Annotated in this window: 17 protein-coding genes and 1 pseudogene; 11 read left to right on the top strand and 7 right to left on the bottom strand. The window is 72.2% G+C overall.

The features are described from left to right. Positions 1 to 327: 327 nt before the first annotated feature. From ACFY6U_RS48535 to ACFY6U_RS48520, 4 genes and pseudogenes are all read right to left on the bottom strand, one after another. Positions 328 to 1,242 (bottom strand): collagen binding domain-containing protein, encoded by a 915-nt coding sequence (locus ACFY6U_RS48535; protein ID WP_390049146.1) that lies wholly within the window; start codon positions 1,240 to 1,242, stop codon positions 328 to 330. Next, positions 1,225 to 2,730: pseudogene (locus ACFY6U_RS48530) on the bottom strand (MFS transporter); the annotation flags it as partial. The gene ACFY6U_RS48535 and the pseudogene ACFY6U_RS48530, both read right to left, overlap by 18 nt. A 26-nt stretch (positions 2,731 to 2,756) precedes the next feature. Beyond that, positions 2,757 to 2,999, bottom strand: a complete 243-nt coding sequence (locus ACFY6U_RS48525; protein WP_390049040.1) for a hypothetical protein — start codon at positions 2,997 to 2,999, stop codon at positions 2,757 to 2,759. A 165-nt stretch (positions 3,000 to 3,164) separates the two neighbouring features. Further along, positions 3,165 to 4,382 (bottom strand): CdaR family transcriptional regulator, encoded by a 1,218-nt coding sequence (locus ACFY6U_RS48520; protein ID WP_390049038.1) that lies wholly within the window; start codon positions 4,380 to 4,382, stop codon positions 3,165 to 3,167. A 200-nt stretch (positions 4,383 to 4,582) separates the two neighbouring features. Between ACFY6U_RS48520 and ACFY6U_RS48515 the strand changes: the two genes are divergently transcribed. From ACFY6U_RS48515 to ACFY6U_RS48500, 4 genes are read left to right on the top strand one after another with little or no spacing between them, the layout of a single operon-like run. Then, positions 4,583 to 5,524: a substrate-binding periplasmic protein gene (locus ACFY6U_RS48515; RefSeq protein ID WP_390049036.1), complete on the top strand. Its 942-nt coding sequence runs from the start codon at positions 4,583 to 4,585 to the stop codon at positions 5,522 to 5,524. 9 nt (positions 5,525 to 5,533) lie between these two features. Then, positions 5,534 to 6,301: an amino acid ABC transporter permease gene (locus ACFY6U_RS48510; protein WP_351484647.1), complete on the top strand. Its 768-nt coding sequence runs from the start codon at positions 5,534 to 5,536 to the stop codon at positions 6,299 to 6,301. Continuing rightward, the gene (locus tag ACFY6U_RS48505; RefSeq protein WP_390049034.1) at positions 6,298 to 7,095 is read left to right on the top strand and encodes an amino acid ABC transporter ATP-binding protein; all 798 of its coding nucleotides are present in this window, start codon (positions 6,298 to 6,300) and stop codon (positions 7,093 to 7,095) included. Before ACFY6U_RS48510 ends, ACFY6U_RS48505 begins: the two co-directional genes overlap by 4 nt. Beyond that, positions 7,092 to 8,381, top strand: a complete 1,290-nt coding sequence (locus ACFY6U_RS48500; RefSeq protein WP_390049032.1) for an NAD(P)/FAD-dependent oxidoreductase — start codon at positions 7,092 to 7,094, stop codon at positions 8,379 to 8,381. Before ACFY6U_RS48505 ends, ACFY6U_RS48500 begins: the two co-directional genes overlap by 4 nt. A 93-nt stretch (positions 8,382 to 8,474) precedes the next feature. Here ACFY6U_RS48500 and ACFY6U_RS48495 read toward each other — a convergent pair whose 3' ends face one another. Continuing rightward, entirely contained in the window at positions 8,475 to 9,044 is a 570-nt protein-coding gene (locus ACFY6U_RS48495) for a fasciclin domain-containing protein (RefSeq protein ID WP_390049030.1), read from the bottom strand. Between the two features lie 499 nt (positions 9,045 to 9,543). Here ACFY6U_RS48495 and ACFY6U_RS48490 point away from each other — a divergent pair, with 499 nt between their 5' ends. After that, on the top strand, positions 9,544 to 9,897 hold the full coding sequence (locus ACFY6U_RS48490) for an ABC transporter substrate-binding protein (protein ID WP_390049028.1): 354 nt from the start codon (positions 9,544 to 9,546) through the stop codon (positions 9,895 to 9,897). 236 nt (positions 9,898 to 10,133) lie between these two features. Here the strand turns inward: ACFY6U_RS48490 and ACFY6U_RS48485 are convergent, their stop codons facing one another. Further along, complete coding sequence (locus ACFY6U_RS48485; protein ID WP_390049026.1) at positions 10,134 to 10,922, bottom strand: ABC transporter permease; 789 nt, start codon at positions 10,920 to 10,922, stop codon at positions 10,134 to 10,136. Next, a complete protein-coding gene (locus ACFY6U_RS48480; RefSeq protein ID WP_390049024.1) occupies positions 10,922 to 11,656 on the bottom strand; it encodes an ABC transporter ATP-binding protein in 735 nt (244 codons plus the stop codon). The genes ACFY6U_RS48485 and ACFY6U_RS48480 overlap by 1 nt, the downstream gene beginning before the upstream one ends. Positions 11,657 to 11,782: 126 nt before the next feature. Here ACFY6U_RS48480 and ACFY6U_RS48475 point away from each other — a divergent pair, with 126 nt between their 5' ends. From ACFY6U_RS48475 to mdlC, 6 genes are all read left to right on the top strand, one after another. Further along, entirely contained in the window at positions 11,783 to 12,817 is a 1,035-nt protein-coding gene (locus ACFY6U_RS48475) for a sensor histidine kinase (RefSeq protein ID WP_390049022.1), read from the top strand. Then, positions 12,814 to 13,470, top strand: a complete 657-nt coding sequence (locus ACFY6U_RS48470) for a response regulator (RefSeq protein ID WP_390049020.1) — start codon at positions 12,814 to 12,816, stop codon at positions 13,468 to 13,470. Before ACFY6U_RS48475 ends, ACFY6U_RS48470 begins: the two co-directional genes overlap by 4 nt. A gap of 64 nt (positions 13,471 to 13,534) precedes the next feature. Then, on the top strand, positions 13,535 to 14,233 hold the full coding sequence (locus ACFY6U_RS48465) for an ABC transporter substrate-binding protein (RefSeq protein ID WP_390049019.1): 699 nt from the start codon (positions 13,535 to 13,537) through the stop codon (positions 14,231 to 14,233). Between the two features lie 86 nt (positions 14,234 to 14,319). Then, entirely contained in the window at positions 14,320 to 15,120 is an 801-nt protein-coding gene (locus ACFY6U_RS48460; protein WP_390049017.1) for an ABC transporter permease, read from the top strand. Continuing rightward, positions 15,117 to 15,977: an ABC transporter permease gene (locus ACFY6U_RS48455; protein ID WP_390049015.1), complete on the top strand. Its 861-nt coding sequence runs from the start codon at positions 15,117 to 15,119 to the stop codon at positions 15,975 to 15,977. The genes ACFY6U_RS48460 and ACFY6U_RS48455 overlap by 4 nt, the downstream gene beginning before the upstream one ends. After that, on the top strand, positions 15,974 to 17,581 hold the full coding sequence (mdlC, locus tag ACFY6U_RS48450) for a benzoylformate decarboxylase (protein ID WP_390049013.1): 1,608 nt from the start codon (positions 15,974 to 15,976) through the stop codon (positions 17,579 to 17,581). Before ACFY6U_RS48455 ends, mdlC begins: the two co-directional genes overlap by 4 nt. The last annotated feature ends 2 nt before the right edge of the window (positions 17,582 to 17,583 follow it).

Genomic DNA, 17,583 nt, shown 5'->3' with positions numbered 1-17,583 from the left:
CCGGACTCTTCGTCGGCGGCCTTCAGCGCCCCCACGCCGCCGTCGTACGGTGGCGTCGGTGCCTCCGCCCAACTGGTCCGCCAGGCAGGCGAGGCAGAGCGCCGCCGGGCCGGCGGGCGGTGCAGGACGCCGACCCAGGGCTTTCGGGGGCCCGTTTCCATCGCCCGCGTCCCAGACGCGCCCCACCTTCCCGCCGGCCGCCGGGACATCACCGGGATCCGGCCACCGGATCCCGTGCGGTACCGGTCCGCCATGCGGAAGAGCCGGGCGCCGCGGGTGTCGTACCCGTGCGCCCGGCTCTGCCGGGGAGGTTCCGCCGGCCGGATGTCAGCCCAGCGGACCGGACTGCCGGGTGCCCTCCTGCCCGGTCTCCTCGTGGGCGAGGTAGAGATCGAAGCCGTCCTGGCCGGTGCCGTTCAGCCGGACCGGGGCGGCCACCGGCGGGTAGCCTGAGGCGACCACCGTGTACTCGGTGCCGGGCAGGTCCGGGAAGGCGTACTCGCCGTCCTCGCCGGTGGTGCGGGAGGCGACCACGTTGCCGGCCGAGTCCAGCAGGGCCACCCGGGCGTCGGTCAGGGGCGAGCCGTTACGGCCGCGGACGGTGCCGCGGACCGCGGCGGCCGGAGCGAGGAGGATGTCCTGGGCGGCCCCGGTGTCCCCGACGGTCACCGCGACGGCGGTGGGCCGGTGACCCGCGGCGCTCACGGTCAGGACGTACTCCCCGGCGACCAGTTCGCCGAGACGGTAGCCGCCGTCGGCGCCGGTGACCGTGGAGTCCGCCACCTCGCCGAACGGGTCGGTCGCGACCACCAGGGCTCCGGTCACCGGGAGGCCGCCGGAGCGGACGCTGCCGGTCATGCCGGTGGTGCCGGCCAGCACCAGGTTGTACTCGACCGGGGAGCCGCCCACCGTGAGGGTGGCCACCTGCGGCTGGCGTCCGGCGGCCGAGCCGACCAGGACGTACGAGCCCGCGGCCGGGACGGCCACCGCGTAGCGGCCCGCGAGGTCGGCGACGGCATGGCCGAGCTGCCGGCCCGTCGGGTCGATCAGCGTGACCACGGCGCCCGGCGCCGGCACACCGCCGCCGGCCGCCAGGACCCGGCCGCTCACCGTCAGGCCGGCCGGATCCGGCAGTTCCACGGTGGTCGCGGTCCGCGGCTGGACCAGGGGCACGGCCCCGGCCGCGCCGTTCTCCTCGGAGGCGGCGAGGGGGGCGTGGTCCACGGCCTGTGCCTGGGCCATCGGGCTGCCCTTGCGGTAGAGCACCGCCGCGAGGACGGCCGCCACGACGAAGAAGCCGGCCGCCCACCAGTAGGCGGTGGCGTAGCTGTGCAGCGCGGCGTTCGCCTTCACCAGCGGGGTCACCGGGTGGTGGTCCTTGACGTAGTCGGTGGCCGAGGTCGCCGCCAGGGTGGAGAACAGCGCGGTGCCGATGGAACCGCCGACCTGCTGCATGGTGTTGGTGGTCGCCGAGGCGACGCCCTGGTCCTGCGGCGCGACGCCGAGGGTGGCCAGGCTCATCGCGGGCGGCATCACCATGCCGATACCGGCGCCCATGATCAGCAGCGGCGCCAGCACGTCCGAGGTGTAGGCCGAGTGCAGGTCGAGCCGGGTGAGCCAGACCATGCCGGCGGCCGCGAGCAGCGCGCCGACCGGGACGATCGGCTTGGCGCCTATCCGGGGCACCGCGACGATGGTGGCCAGCTGCGCGAACACCATCAGCGCCCCGATCATCGGGAGGAAGGCCAGGCCGGTCTTGACCGGCGAGTACCCCAGCGTCTCCTGCAGGTAGTAGGTCAGGAACAGGAAGATCCCGAACATGCCCGCGCCGGTGACGAACACCGAGAGGTAGGCGGCCGCGCGGTTGCGGTCGGCCAGCACCCGCAGCGGCAGCAGCGGATGGCTGGTCCGGGTCTCCCAGAACGTGAAGAGAGCCAGCAGCACGCCACCGGCGGCCAGGAAGGCCCACACCATCCAGTTGCCCCACGGGTGGGTCTCGGCGTTGGCGAAGCCGTACACCACCGAGAACATGCCGCCCGCGGCGAGGACGGTGCCCAGCGTGTCCAGCCGGGGACGCTCGGCCTTCGCGGGCCGGCGGACGAACACCACCGTGCCGATCACCGCGACGACCGCGATCGGCAGGTTGACGTAGAGGGTGTACCGCCAGTTCAGGTGTTCGGTCAGCAGACCGCCGAGCAGCAGGCCGATGGCACCGCCGCTGCCGGCGATCGCACCGTAGACGCCGAATGCCTTGGCGCGTTCCTTGGCATCGGTGAAGGTCGTGGTCAGCAGGGACAGCGCGGCGGGCGCGAGCAGCGCGCCGAACACGCCCTGGACCGCCCGGCCGACGATCAGCATCGTCAGGTTCTGCGAGGCGCCGGCCATCGCGGAGGCACCGGCGAACCCGATCAGGCCGATCAGCAGGGTGGTCTTGCGGCCGAAGAAGTCCGCGAGCCGGCCGCCGAGCAGCAGCAGGGAACCGAACGCCAGCGAGTAGGCGGTGACCACCCACTGCCGGCCGTCGTTGGAGAAGCCCAGGTCCCGCTGGGCGGACGGCAGGGCGATGTTCACGATCGTCGAGTCGAGCACCACCATCAGCTGGGCGAGGCCGATCACGGCCAGGACCATCCACCGGTGCGGTGCCTGGTGTCTGGCACCGCGGGCTGACGAGGACTGGGCCGGTGCGACGCCGGCGGGCGCGTCGACGGAGTCGACGGAAGTGGATGACATGTGGGGGCTCTCCGGAAGCGAGTGGATCATGTGCTGGCGAGCACCGGAAGAATCACGGTGTCCAGGAAGTGCGGGAGGCCGGCGGCCGTGGGGGAGTCCGGTGGGATCTCGCCGCGGGCGACGGCCCGGTCGGCGATCTTCCGCGGCGTCCTCGGCTCCGCGAGTTCGACGTCCCTGCGGGCCCCGGTGAAGGCGACCGGCCGGGGCTTGCCCCGGCACTGCCGGCAGCGGGTCGCCCCGGTTTCCGCAGCTGTCTGTGGAGTGCCCATCCGACGACACCTCCTTCCTGAGCCCCGGGGGCCGTCGGCCCACTAACTGATCGAAACCGTTTCGTACACTTGGAGGCTAGGCATTCCACGAGTGAAATGCAAAGCATTTGGTCGAAGTCACATTCGATGCTGATCAGTGCGGTGACGGCACCCGGCCGCCCTTTGCTAGGGCTTTGCTCTCCCCTTGCCGCGTCGTCGCGCGGGGGAGTCGGCGGCGCCGCCCAACTGGTCCGCCAGACAGGCGAGGTAGAGCGCCATGGTGGTCCGGTGTTCGCGCAGCGGGCGGCCGGTGATCTGCTCGATCTTGTTCATGCGGTAGACGACGGTGTTGCGGTGGACGTGCAGCGCCCCGGCGGCCCTGACGAGGTTGAACCCGTTCTCGCACCAGGCGGTGATCGTGTCGCGGAGCGCCGGCCAGTCCGGCTGGCTGCGCAGGTCCGCTGTGGTGAGGTCGAGCAGGCGGTTGCGGGCCGACTGGCTCACCGCGGTCAGCACCTGGTGGACCCGTAGATCGGTGATGAGGTGGACGGCGGCCCCGTCCGCCACACGGGTGCCGAGACGCAGCGCCTCGCACGCGTCCTGGTAGGAGTCGTGCAGCCCGCCGACGGAGGTGGCCGGTTCGCCGACGCCCGCGCGGGCGGCCAGGCCGTCCTGGGCGGCGATGACGTCGGTGACCCGCCGGCACTCGGCGGCCAGGGACTCCGTGGACCCGTTGGCCGGCAGCCGGTGCAGGACGCCGATCCAGCCGGGGGCCGTGGCGGCGATGATGTCCTGGGGGTCGGCGAAGACCTCGCCGACCGTGCGCAGCAGTTCGGAACGGACCAGGGCCAGGGTGGAGGCGCCCTGGCGGTGGGCCGCCGTGGCGGGCACGGTCACCTCGAACGCCACCGCGACCCGCCGCAGCCGCAGGTCGAAGCCGAGTTCGGCGGCCCGGAAGACGAGGAAGTCGCCCTCCACGACCTCGGGATCGTAGGCGGCGATGTCGGCCAGCAGCTTCTCGCCGGCACGCTCGGCCAGCAGCCGGGAGCGCAGCATCACGGACTCCCGCAGCAGGATCTCCGTCTGCCGCTTCACCAGCAGCCCGAACCGCCGGACCTGGGCCGGCGTCCCGGTGATCCCGACCGTCCCGACGGCCTGCCCGCCCGCGATCAGCGGCAGGGTCATGCCGGGGCGCACCCCACGCAGCTGCTGAGCCTGGGACGCGTTGTGCGTGGCGGCCTCCTGGCTGCGGATGACCTGCACGGACGCTTCGTGGAAGGTGCCGACGCGGCTGCTGTCGCCGCTGCCGATGACCATGCCCTCCGCATCGGTGATCAGCACGTTGAAGCCGATGACGGCGGAGGTGTCCCCGGCGATCTCCTGCGCGAGTGACGGGCTCAGCACGGGCGTTCCTCCCGTCGCGGGGCGGTCCGGGCCTGGACGCACCGTACAGGGGAGGGATCGATTCCAGCCACAACTGTGTACGAAGTGACCGGTGACGTACGACGGGCCGCTCCTTAGCGTATGGCCCCAATCACCTCCCCGCCGGGGGCACAACGCGGTGAACGGCGGGCTCCCTCAGCCGGAACGGAAGGCTCGTGCCGATGATCCGTGTGCGCTCCGTCGCCGCCTCCTTGTCAACTGTCCTCCTGCTCTCCTCTGTTGCCGCCTGCGGCTCGGGCGGTGACGACGCTCCGAAGAACGTCTCCGCCAAGACCGCCGCGCTGGGCACCCTCACGCCCGGCGTCATCAAGGTCGCCGTCGAACCGTACGCGCCGTACACCACCGTCCAGGGCGGCAAGATCGTCGGCCTGGACGGCGACATCCTCGCCTACGCGGCCAAGAAGCTCGGCCTGGAGATCAAACCGCAGGTGACGGACTTCGCCGGCATGCTCGCCGGGGTCCAGTCCCGCCGGGTGGACATCACCATCGGCGGCGTCGCCTGGTCCGCCGACCGGCAGAAGCAGGGCCTGTTCACCGACCCGCCCTACTACTCGCCCCCGGCGATGGCCGTCCGCGACGGCAAGACCTACACGACGGTCGACGACCTCGAGAACCTGAACCTCGGCACGGTGGAGGGCTACGTCTGGGTCAAGTCGATCCAGGCCGTACCCGGCGCCAAGCTGCACGCCTACCCCGACGCCAACGGTGTCTTCGACGACCTCGGCGCCTCCCGCATCGACGTCGGCTTCCTCGACCCGCTGCTCATCATCGCGGCCCAGAAGGAACGCCCGGACCTCAAGATCAGCACCGAGTACCTCACCCCGCCCACCGCCGCGCAGGTCAAGGCCAAGCCCGCGTACTCCTACTTCCAGCCGTACCAGACCGGCTTCTACCTCCCCAAGCAGGAGCCGAAGCTGGAGAAGGCGATCTCCGCGCAGATCGACGCCATGTACCGGAACGGCGAGTTGGCGAAGCTCATCAAGAAGTACGGCGGCGATCCCGAGCAGTTCCTCAGGCCCTCGGCCGACATGGCCGCCGCGCGCCGGGGCGTCGACCGGCCCGCCGACTGGGCCCCGCCGACCATCGCCTCCAGCGGCCAGTGAAGGGATGACATGTCCGGCTTCTTCCAGGTCCCCTGGTCCGACTACCGCCCCGACCTGACCGCCGCGCTCGGCCGCACCGTGTCCTACACCGTGGTCAGCTTCGCCGGCGCGGTCGTCCTCGGCCTCGCGGTGGCGCTGCTCCGGCTGAGCCGGGTGTGGCCCGCACGGGCGCTCGCCGCCGTCTACACCGAGGTGTTCAAGAACGTCCCCCTCCTCGCCATCATCTTCCTCGCCTACTTCGGCCTGGCCTCGGCCGGCATCCGGCTCGACGTGTTCACCGCCGGCTGCCTGAGCCTCGTCGTCTTCTACGCCGCCTACCTCTCCGAGATCTTCCGCTCCGCGATCAGCGGGGTGCATGCCGGGCAGACGGAGGCGGGCGAGGCGCTGGGCCTGGGCCGGGCGGGCATCTTCGGCCACGTCGTCCTGCCGCAGGCCGTCCGGCTGGCCCTGGCCGGCACCAACACCATGCTCGTCGACCTGCTGAAGTCCACCTCGCTGCTGGTCACCATCTCCGCCGCCGAGCTGATGTCGGAGGGACGGCTCATCACCTCGGCCACCTTCCGGGCGCTGGAGGTCTACCTGGTCATCTCGGCCGTCTACTTCGTCCTGTGCTACCCCCTCTCCCAGCTGCTCCTGCTGCTGGAACGGAAGGTACGGGCCGGCGTCCCGCTGTCCCCGTGGCGACGGCGGCGGATCCGTGCCGCCCGCGCCCTGCTCGCCGCCGAACCGGCCGCCGGCCCCGGCGCGGGATTTGACCAGAAGGAGGCGGTCGTATGACCGAGCCCGTCACCACCGCGCACACCACCGTCGCGCCGGCCCCCGCCGAGGCGGTCGTACGCATCCGGGGTCTCCGCAAGGCTTTCGACGGCCGTACGGTCCTCGACGACGTGAACCTGGAGGTCGGCCGGGGCAGCATCGTCAGCGTCATCGGGCAGAGCGGAGGCGGGAAGACGACGCTGATGCGGTGCGTCAACCTGCTGGAGTCCCCGGACGCGGGCACGGTCGAAGTGGCCGGCGAAGTCGTGCACGAGGGCGGCCGCAAGGTCTGCCGGGACCTGCCCCGGCTGCGCCGGACCGTCGGCATGGTCTTCCAGAAGTTCAACCTCTTCCCGCACCTCACCGCCGTGGAGAACGTCGTACTGGCCCAGCGCAAGGCCGGTGTCCCCGAGCAGGAGGCGCTGGAGCGCGCCGTCACGCTGCTGCGCCGGGTCGGTGTGGCCCACCGCGCGCTCGCCCAGCCCGAGCAGCTCTCCGGCGGCGAACAGCAGCGCGTCGCCATCGCCCGGGCCCTCGCCCTCCGGCCCGAGGTGCTGCTCTTCGACGAGCCCACCTCCTCCCTCGACCCGGAGGCCACCCGGGAGGTGCTGAGCGTGATGCGGGAACTGGCCGCGGACGGCATGACGATGCTGCTGGTCACCCACGAGCTCCCCTTCGCCCGCGAGGTGTCCGACCACGTCGTCTTCGTCGACCGCGGCCGGATCGTGGAGGAGGGCGGGCCGCGGGACGTCCTGGACAACCCCGCCCAGCCCCGGACCCGGGAGTTCCTCGCCTCGTACGGATCCGCGTCATGACCAGCACGCCCGGCCCCGGCGGCGACGGTCCCGTGGTGGTGGTCGGGGGCGGCGTGGTGGGTCTGTGCACCGCCTACTACCTGGCCGAGGCCGGCGTCCCCGTGGAGGTCGTCGAGCGGCGCGGCCTGGCCTCGGGAGCCTCCCGCGGCAACGCGGGCTGGGTCTGCCTCAGCCACTCCACGCCCGTCCCGGCCCCCGGCGTCGTGCGCTATGCCCTGCGTTCACTGGGCCGCCCGGACTCGCCCCTGTACCTGCGACCGCTGCCCGATCCGGCGTTCGTACGGTGGTTGTGGCGGTTCTGGCGCAGCAGCACACCGGCCGCCTTCCAGCGCGGCTACGCGGCGATCGCCGAGCTGAACCGCGACACCTTCGACCTCTTCGACGGCCTGCGCGCGGCCGGCGTCGACACCACCCTGACCCGCCCCGGCATGGTGCACGCCTTCCTGTCCCCGGCCGAGGCCCGCCACCACCTGGCCGTCCAGCGGGAGATGGCCGACGGCCGCTACCCGCTCCCCGACGGTGTCGTCACCGGGTCCGCGGCGCGACTGCTGGACGAGGCGCTGTCGGACGCGGTGCGCGCGGCGTACCTCGTCGAGGGGGAGGGGGTGGTCGACCCGGAGGCGTTCGCCCGCGCGCTCGGCGAGAGGCTCGCCGCGTCGGGGGTGAAGCTCCACGAGAACGCGGAGGCCACCGGCTTCCGCACCTCCGGGAGCGGGGTCACCGCGCTGCGCACCACCCAGGGCGACATCCCCTGCGCGGCCGTCGTCATCGCGGCCGGCATGCGGTCCTCGGCCCTGCTGAGCCGCCTCGGCCATCCGCTGCCCCTCCAGGCGGGCAAGGGGTACAGCTTCTCGGTCGACCTGGACCCGGCGCCCCGGCACACGCTGTACTTCGGCGAGCGCCGGGCCGTCGCCTCGCCGATCGGCACCACCACGCGCATCGGCGGCACGATGGAGCTCAGCGGCAACAACAACCGCCTCGACTGGCGCCGCATCGTCGCCGTCGCCCTCGCCAGCCGGCACTACCTGGGCCGCTGGTTCGACGACCCCGACGACCTGGTCGGCCTGATCCGCGACCCCTGGGTCGGCGGACGGCCCTTCCTCCCCGACGGCCTCCCGGTCATCGACCGCGTCCCGGGCCACGACAACGCCTACGCGGCCACCGGCCACGGCATGCTGGGCGTCACCCTGGGCCCGGTCACCGGCCACAACCTCACCCGGTACGTCCTCACCGGCCGCCGCCCCGAGGCCCTGACCCCCTTCCGCTTCGACCGGCTCCACCGCTGAACTCCGCGGTCCGGCAGGGCCGTTCGGTCCGAGCGGCCCCACCGGAGCGAACACGCCGGTGGTCTGCCGGAGTACGCGGCTCCGGGAGCGGAGTCAGGACGGCGGCTGGAGAACCTGGTCGATGACGTAGATCGTGGCGTTCGCTGCCTGGATGTTGCCGCAGACGATGTTCGCCTTGCCGTTGACCTTGAAGTCGGTGCCCGAGCCCGACGTGGTGAGCTTGCTGCCCTCCAGCGTCTTGAAGGAGCCGTGGGAGAGTTCGTCCGGGGTGATGCGCTGGTCCACGACGTGGTAGGTCAGCACCTTCTTCAACTGCCCCTGGTCGGCGAGGAACGAGGCGAACTGTGCGACGGTCACCGACTGGAAGGCCTGGTCGTTGGGGGCGAAGACGGTGATGTCGGGCTTCTCGTCGAGGGCGCCGTTCAGATGCGCCCTGACCGCGGCGGAGACCAGATGACTGAGTTGCGGATACGCGGCCGCGGCCTCCACGACCTTGTCCTTGGCCGTGCTGGCCTTCTGGGCGAGCCCCGCGCAGCCGTTGCCGAAGGTGCCCGAGGGGCTGGGGGACGCGTCCTGTGCGTGGCTCTGCGGCGCCGTACCTGCCAGCGCCGACGCGATGACGACCAGGGCTGTCGCCGTGGCCTTTGCTGTGCGCGTGCGCATGCGAGTGAACCTCATCGCAACCTTCCTCCCGTGGAGGCGTGAACACTGCAGAGGCCTGGACTGCGGAATTCTTCGTTTCCGGGGGCGGGACGGGGCGGCCGCTGCGCCATGGCCTCGGGGCGTCGTCACCCGGCCACCCAGAGAGCGTAGCCAGCAGCAGCCGATGGCCGCATCTCGAGAGCCGGGCGTGGCGGACGCGCCGGCGCCGGGTGGCGGCCGGAGCCGCCGTGTGCTGCAGGCGATGCCGTACCGCCTGGTCAGCGCCGCGCGGTGGGGTGCTCGGCTCTTTTCCCGGAGCCCCTGCGACGGCGGCGCCCGACGGAGCCCCCCGCGGACGACCGGCGTGGTCGCGGTCACGGCCGCACGCCCCCACGCCCCTGCTGTACGCCCCCTCGCCCGGCGTGCGCGGCTCCCCGGCGCTCGGTTCGAATTTCTCCGAAGACCCCGAAACCCCCCCGAGTCTGTAGCGATCATGACAATTTCGGGTAGGCATGCCGACATGCCTTCACGTCGATTACGTCGAGCACGTTCGCGAACCAAGCGCCTCGCCGGGCTCGTCGCCGCCGCGGCGCTGATCCTGGTGGGCTGCGATAGCGGCGGCACACCGCACTCGGACGACGGCCGGCAGCAGCTGACCGTGGCGGCACTGCCGCTCACCGACTCCGCCGCCCTCTATCTGGCCCGGGACCGCGGGCTGTTCGCCAAGGAGGGCCTGGACGTGCGCATCCAGACCGTCCAGCAGAGCATCCAGGCGCTGCCCGCCCTGCTCAAGGGCCAGGTGGACGTCATCGCCAGCGCGAACTACGTCACCTACTTCCAGGCGTACGAGAAGGGCACCCTGGACCTGCTGTAGCCTCCGACTTCGCATGTCCCTTTCTCATTGACGATGGCCTTTGTCCGGCCCAAGGGACAGAGCGATGGGACGCACTCTGTTTTGATCGTTTACGTGTCGGGCTGCTGATCCTGCTCTGCGGCGCTGCCACGCTCTGGGTCCCGCTGGGGATGGTCTGCCGTGAGGGCCGGAAACGTTGATGAGGCTTCGTGAATTAAAAGCTCTCATCAACGTCTGCCGCGGATCGGATGGAGCGTCTATGAGGCGTCGCGAGTGAAGCGCCAGGCTCCGCAGGCAAGGGCGAGTGTGAGGTAGAGGGCGAGGTCGAAGAGGGCGAAGGGGAGGGAGGGGGTGCGTTCCGGGTGGAGGGGGTGTGGGTGGAGTTGGCCGAGGGCGTCCGCGGCGTTGCTCAGCATGAGTTTGCTGGGCAGGTAGGACCAGCCTTCGACGGCTTTGGCTGCGCCGTAGCCGAGATAGACCAGGGCGAAGAGTGCGGCGATGGCTCCGGCGGTGTGCCGGATGACGGCCCCGAGACCGTAGCCCACGACGGTGACGACGAACAGGTAGAGCCCGGCGCAGGACACGGCGCGCAGCACGCCTGGAGTGCCCAGGCCGACGCCAAGGTGCTGCTCGGCCAGGACGGCCTGTCCGATGAAGAAGCTGGTGAACGCAGTCAGTTCGCCCAGCAGCAGGGCGAATCCGCCGATGACGAGGGTCTTGGCGGTGTAGGCGAGCGCGCGCCGGGGTGTCGCGGTCAGCGTCGTGCGGATCAGTCCGGTGGTGTACTCGCTGCTGACGCCCAGCACGCCGAGGACGCCGAAGGCGAGGACGGCGAAGGCGAAGCCGGAGAGCGAGTCGCCCACCGGGTCGAACTGGGCCCGGTCGGCCCTCGTCATGTGCGACCACGCGCTGGCGGTGTGCGCCACGTCCGTGAGGCTCAGCGCCAGGCCGAACGCCACGGCGATGAGGGCGGTGATCCAGGTCGAGCGGAGGGAACGCAGCTTGATGACCTCGGCGGCCATGGCGCCTGTCAGTGCGGTGGGCATCAGTGTTCCGTCCCTTCGGTGCGGTATTCCATGGCGGATTCGGTGAGGTGGAGGTAGGCGTCCTCCAGCGAGGCGCCGGCCGGGACGAAGTCGGTGATCGGGACGTCGGCGAGCAGACGTCCTCGTCCGATGACGAGAAGGTGGTCGACGGTGAGGGCCATCTCGCTCATCAGGTGGCTGGAGACAAGGACGGTGCGTCCTTCGGCGGCCAGCGACCGCATGAGGTTACGGATCCACCGGATGCCTTCCGGGTCCAGGCCGTTGGCGGGCTCGTCGAAGATGAGTACCGGTGGGTCGCCGAGCAGGGCGGCGGCGATGCCCAGGCGCTGCTTCATGCCGAGCGAGTAGGTGCCGATCCTGCGGTGGGCGACGTCGGTGAGGCCGGTGAGGGCGAGCACCTCCTCGATCCGGCCGCGCCGGATGTGGTTGGTGGCGGCGAGCGCGGCCAGATGCGCGTGCGCCGTACGGCCCCGGTGGACGGCCCCGGCGTCCAGGAGGGCACCTACCCGGCGCAGCGGCTGTTCGGCCTGGCGGTAGGGCACGCCGTCGACCAGGGCGCGGCCGGCGTCCGGGGTGTCCAGGCCGAGGACGGCCCGGATGGTGGTCGACTTCCCCGCGCCGTTGGGGCCGAGGAAGCCGGTCACACGGGCGGGCAGGACCTCGAAGCTGAGGTCGTCGACGGCGGCCTTGCGGCCGAAGCGTTTGGTGAGGTGTTCGCATCGAATCACGTGCATTACGGTGCCGGGGCGGGGGGAGGCGATTCGTCTGCCTGCGGGCAGGTCTTTTCGGGGCCGGGTCTGCCGTACGGCATAGGTCCCGCGGACGATGTGGGCGGGGCCGGAGGCGCATACGCTCCGGTCGTGGAACGGAAGTCGCGTGCGGCCCCGCAGTTGCTCCGGCCCTACTGGCCGGAGGGCCTTGCAGTCCTGTCGCTGGCGGTGTGCGGAATGGCGCCGTGGCATCCGCAGGCGATCTTCTGGGGCGGAGTGCCGCTCGCCTTCGCGCTCTTCTGCGTCACCTCCCTGCGCCCGGCCCGCACTGCCGGAGCCGCCCTGGCCGCCGCCCTGGTGATGGCGGTCTCCACCGGCCTGCCCAGGTTCGAACACACCGGGGCCGTGGTGCCCTTCGCGCTGCTCTACGGCGTCGCCTGGGCGGTGGGCTTCGCGGTCGGCCAACGGCGCCGGTATCTGCACACGCTGCTGCGCCAGGAACAGGACCGCGCCGATCGCGAGGCAGCGGCGGAACGGCTGCGCATCGCCCGCGAACTGCACGACGGCATCGCCCACTCGATGAGCGTGATCTCCGTCCAGGCGGGCTACGGCCGCCTAGTGCTCGACGACCGTCCCCAGGACGCGCGCAACGTGCTGGAGGCGATCGAGACCACCGGCCGGGAGACCCTCGTCGAACTGCGCCGCATGCTCGGTGTGCTGCATGATGACGGGGATGACGGGGACGGCACCGACAACCCGGCCCTGGCCCCCGCCCCCCGACTCGCCGACCTGGACCGTCTCGCCGAACGGACCCGGCGCCCCGGCCTGCGGATCGACCTCGCCGTCACGGGGCGCGCCAGACCGCTGCCCCCGGGACTGGAGACAGCCGCGTACCGGATCGTCCAGGAGGCGCTGACCAACGTGGTCAAGCACGCCGACGCGAGCACCGCGCAGGTCACCGTCGCGTATGGTCCCGGCGAGCTCACCCTCACGGTGACCGACGACGGCAGCATCCGGCCGGCCCCGAGCCGCACCGGGCGCGGGCTGACCGGAATGCAGGAGCGCCTCGCCCTCTACGGCGGCACCCTGCTGGCAGGACCGGCCGCGACCGGCGGCTTCCGGGTACGGGCCAGCATCCCCCTGGACGGGGCACAGCCCACCGCCGCGGCGCCGGAACGGCCGTGACCATCCGGGTCCTGGTCGCCGACGACCAGCAGCTGATCCGCATCGGCCTGGCCGGAATCGTGGACACCGCCCCGGACCTCACGTCGATCGGCAGCGTCGCAACGGGCCGGGACGCCGTCGCGGCAGCCGCCGAACACCGGCCCGACGTCGTCCTGATGGACATTCGGATGCCCGAGATGGACGGCATCGAAGCCACCCGCCGTATCACCACCGCCGGCCACGCACGTGTCCTGATGCTCACCACCTTCGACCTGGACGAGTACGTCTTCGGCGCACTGCGCGCCGGGGCCAGCGGCTTCCTCCTGAAGGACGCACCGCCCCTCGACCTGCTGTCCGCCGTCCGCACTGTCGCCCAGGGCGAGGCACTGCTCGCGCCACGCGTCACCAAACGACTCATCGCGGCATACGTCAACAGGCCGACACAGCCACCACACGGTCAGGAACCGCCGCAACCGCCCGAGGCCATCACCACCCGTGAACGCGAAGTGCTGCTGCTCGTCGCCGAAGGACTCACCAACGCCGAGATCGCCGAACGGCTGTACATCGGCGCAGGCACGGTGAAGACCCACGTCGCCCGGCTGCTGACCAAACTCGACGCCCGAGACCGCGTCCAACTCGTCATCCACGCCTACCGCAACGGCCTCACCGGCTAGTCCGCCCAGCCCTCGGCCGGCCCCGAAAGGCCAAGTTCGCGAGACACGATGCCCTGGCCCACACATGAGACAAACCACAAACACCCAGGTCGCCACAACTGAACGGGACATTCCAATCGAGGGCCTACACCTGCGCATCCTCGCCGAGGGCGTGCGGATCTCCCCGCACATGATGGACGTCCTCGTGCCCAGGGACTCCGCCCTGAAGTCCCCCGCGGACCTGGCCGGCAAGAAGGTCGCCGTCGCCGTCCTGAACAACATCCAGTCCCTGACCCTGAACGCGATCCTCGACGCCCGGCACGCCGGACGGCCCGTCTACCGGCAGATCCTGTTCCCGCAGATGGGCCCGGCCCTGCAGCGGGGCCAGGTGGACGCCGTACACGCGGTGGAGCCCTTCGACACGGCCATCCAGGGCGAACTGGGCGCGCGGGTGCTGCTCGACGCCGGTTCCGGGCCGGCGAACGGCCTGCCCGCCAGCGGGTACATCACCACGGCCGCCTTCGTGAAGAAGAACCCGAAGGCGGCGGCGGGCTTCCGGCGCGCCGTCGAGGCGGCCTCCGAGCTGGCCGACCGGGACCCGGCGGCGGTGCGCACCGAGCTGCCCGAGTACACCAAGGTGACCTCGGACCAGGCCAGGTCGATCCACCTCCCGGCCTACCCGCCGACCGCCGATCCGGCCGCCCTGCGTCGGCTCGTCCGGCTCATGCGCGCCCAGGGACTGCTGACGAAGGACATCGACCCGGCACCCCTGCTGGTGAAATGACCGAGCGTGACATGGCCCGGCGCGAAATGACCAGGCGTGAAGTGACAAGGCGTGAAACAACAAGGCGTGAAACAACAAGGCGTGACGTGACCCGGCGCCAGGAGCTCCTGCTGGGCCTGCTCGGCGCGGCGGCCGCCTTCGGGATCTGCGAGGCGGTGTCCCGCGCCGGGATCGTCCGGCGCAGCTACCTGCCGCCCGCATCCGAAGTCCTCGTCCGCGCCGTCCGGTTGGCGGGCGAACCGGCCTTTCTCGACGGCGTCGGGGTGACCCTGCGGGCGTGGGCGTTCGGTCTCGGCCTCGCCTGCGCGCTCGCGGTGCCGCTGGGACTCCTGCTGGGCACGGTGCCGGTGGTGGAGGCCGCCGCCCGCGCCGTGATCGAGTTCCTGCGGCCCCTGCCGTCCGTCGCGCTGATCCCGCTGGTGTCCCTGCTGCTCGGGGCGGGCACGGAGACGGAGGTGACGCTGATCGCCTACGCCTCGCTGTGGCCGGTGCTGTTCAACACCGTCTACGGCCTCGGCGAGACCGACCCGCTGGCCAAGGACACCCTGCGCGCCTTCGGGTTCGGCCGGCTCGCGGTGCTGCTGCGGGTGGACCTCCCGGCCACCGCCCCGTTCATCGCCGCCGGCGTGCGGATCTCGGCCGCGGTCGCCCTGATCCTCGCCGTCGCGACGGAGATCCTCGCCGGCTTCGGCCAGGGCCTCGGCATCTTCATCGCCCAGGCCCAGAGCGGGACCGACGGCACGCGGGACGTGCTGGCCGGGGTGGTGTGGGCGGGCGGCATCGGGCTGGTGATCAACGGCGTACTGGTCGGCACGGAGCGGCGGTTGTTCGCCTGGACCCGGGAACCCCGCCCGCAGGCGGCGAAGTTGCGGCGGAGCCGCCCATGACGCAGCCGCAGCCGCAGACGCGCACGCGTCCACAGGCAGAGCCGCAGACACAGCCGTCGCCGCGCGCCGCCGCCGTCCCCTTCCTCCTGCGCTGGTCGGTGTTCCTCGGCGCCGTCCTCGGCTGGGAGGCGGCCGCCCGGGCCCGGCACAACGTGTACTTCCCGCCGCCGCTGCGGATCGCCCGGCACGCCCGCGACCTGTGGTTCTCGGGCCCCGCCCACCGGCTGTTCCTCACCTCGGACGCCGTCGGCACCATCCTGCCGAGTCTGGGCCGGATGGCGGCCGGCTTCACACTCGCCGCCGTCGCAGGGATCGCCCTGGGGATCGCGGTGGGCCGCTCACGCCGGGCGTACGCGCTGTGCAACCCGGTGCTCCAGTTCGCGCGGGCCGTGCCGCCGCCCGCGCTGGTGCCGGTGTTCGTCGTCGTCTTCGACGTCGGTACGCCCATGCAGGTGGCGTCGATCGTGTTCGGCGCCGTGTGGCCGGTGCTGGTCAACTCGGCGGAGGGCGCCCGCGCCACCGATCCGCTGCGGCTCCAGGTGGCGGCCGTGCTGCGGCTGACGGCGCCCGAGCGGCTGTGGTTCCTGATCCTGCCCTCGGCACTGCCCCGGATCTTCGCGGGACTGAGGCTCAGCCTCTCCCTGTCCCTGATCCTCATGGTCTTCTCGGAGCTGCTGCCGGGCAGCGCCGACGGCATCGGGTTCACGCTCACCGACGCCCAGACCCGCTCCGACCTGCTCACGGTGTGGTCGGCGCTGCTGCTGCTCGGCGCACTCGGGTATCTCCTCAACACCGGACTGCTGGCGGTCGAGAAGCGGTTCGTCGGCCAGGGACGGCCCGCAGGGAGGACGGCATGACGACGACCACGGTGCGCGAGGCGGTCGTACGACTCCTGCGCGACACCGGCATGACCACGGTCTTCGGCAATCCGGGCTCCACGGAGCTGCGGATGTTCCGCGACTGGCCGGACGACTTCGCCTATGTCCTGGGCCTGCAGGAGTCCGTCGCCGTCGGCATGGCGGCCGGTCACGCGCTCGGCACCCGGCGGGCCGCGTTCGTCAGCCTGCACTCGGCCGGCGGGGTGGGGCACGCGCTCGGCGCGGTCTTCAACGCCTTCCGCGACCGGGTGCCGCTGGTGATCGTGGCGGGTCAGCAGGCGCGCTCGCTGCTCCAGCTGCGGCCGTTCCTCGGCGCCGACGAACCGGCCCTGTTCCCGCGCCCGTACGTGAAGTCCGCGCGCCAGCCGGAACGGGCCGAGGACGTCCCGGCAGCGCTCGCCGAGGCCCACCGGCTCGCGATGACGCCACCACGCGGCCCGGTCTTCGTGTCCGTGCCCGAGGACGACTGGGACCGGCCCGCCGAGCCCGTCACCCCGCGTACCGTGCATTCGGGGTTCACGGCCGACCCGGACGTCCTGGCCGCGCTCGCCGCCCGGCTGGCGACCTGCGCGCGCCCGGCACTCGTGGTCGGTCCCGGAGTGGACGACGAGGACGCGCTGGAACCGGTCCGCGCGCTCGCCGAGCGGCTCCGCGCCGGCGTGTGGATCAGCCCCCTCTCCGGCCGCTCCGGCTTCCCCGAGACACACCCCCTCTTCCAGGGCTTCCTGCCACCGGTCGCCCGCCGATTGTCCGAGCGTCTCGCGCCGTACGACGTCGTAGTCGCCCTCGGAGCACCGCTGTTCACCTACCACGTGGCGGACGGCGGCCCGCCGCTCGCACCCGGCACCGAACTGTTCCACCTGGACTGCGACCCCGCCCAGGCCGCCTGGCTGCCCACCGGCACCAGCATCGTCACCACCCTGCGGCCCGCGCTGGCGCGGCTCGCCGGACTGCTCCGGGACCCCGACCGCGCCCCGCCGCCGCCCCGCCCGGCACCGCCCCCGGCCCGCGCCGACGGACCCGTCACCCCGGACCTGCTCTTCGACCTCCTGCACACCCGGCTGCCACGCGACCGCGTCCTCGTCGAGGAGGCGCCGAGCCACCGGGACACGCTGCACGCGCGCGTGCCCGTCGAGGCCGGCGGCGGCTTCCTCACCACGGGCAGCGGTGCGCTCGGCTGGGGCCTGCCGCTCGCGGTGGGCCGGGCCCTCGCGGACCGGCGCCGGGTGGTGTGCGTGGTCGGGGACGGCTCGGCGCTGTACTCGGTGCAGGCCCTGTGGACCGCGGCCCGCCACACGGCACCGGTCACCTACGTCCTGTTGGACAACGGCGGTTACTCGGCCGTCCGCGCGCTGGGCCGCCGCATCGGGGTCGCACCCGTCCCCGGCACGGACATCGCGGGCATCGACTTCGCGGGCCTCGCGGCCTCCTTCGGCTGCCCCGCGGCCCGCGCCGAGCACCCCGGCGAGCTGCCGGCCGCCCTGGATCACGCCCTGGGCCGCGGCGACGACGCCGGCCCCTTCCTCCTGCACGTCGCGGTGGCCGACGGCACGGACACCCTCTACGACACCGGGACCGGGTGAGG

It is taken from the genome of Streptomyces sp. NPDC013157 (assembly GCF_042899865.1).
Lineage (GTDB): Bacteria > Actinomycetota > Actinomycetes > Streptomycetales > Streptomycetaceae > Streptomyces.
The sequence above is the reverse complement of the archived record's forward strand: the minus strand, read 5'-3'. Positions and strand labels throughout refer to the sequence as shown.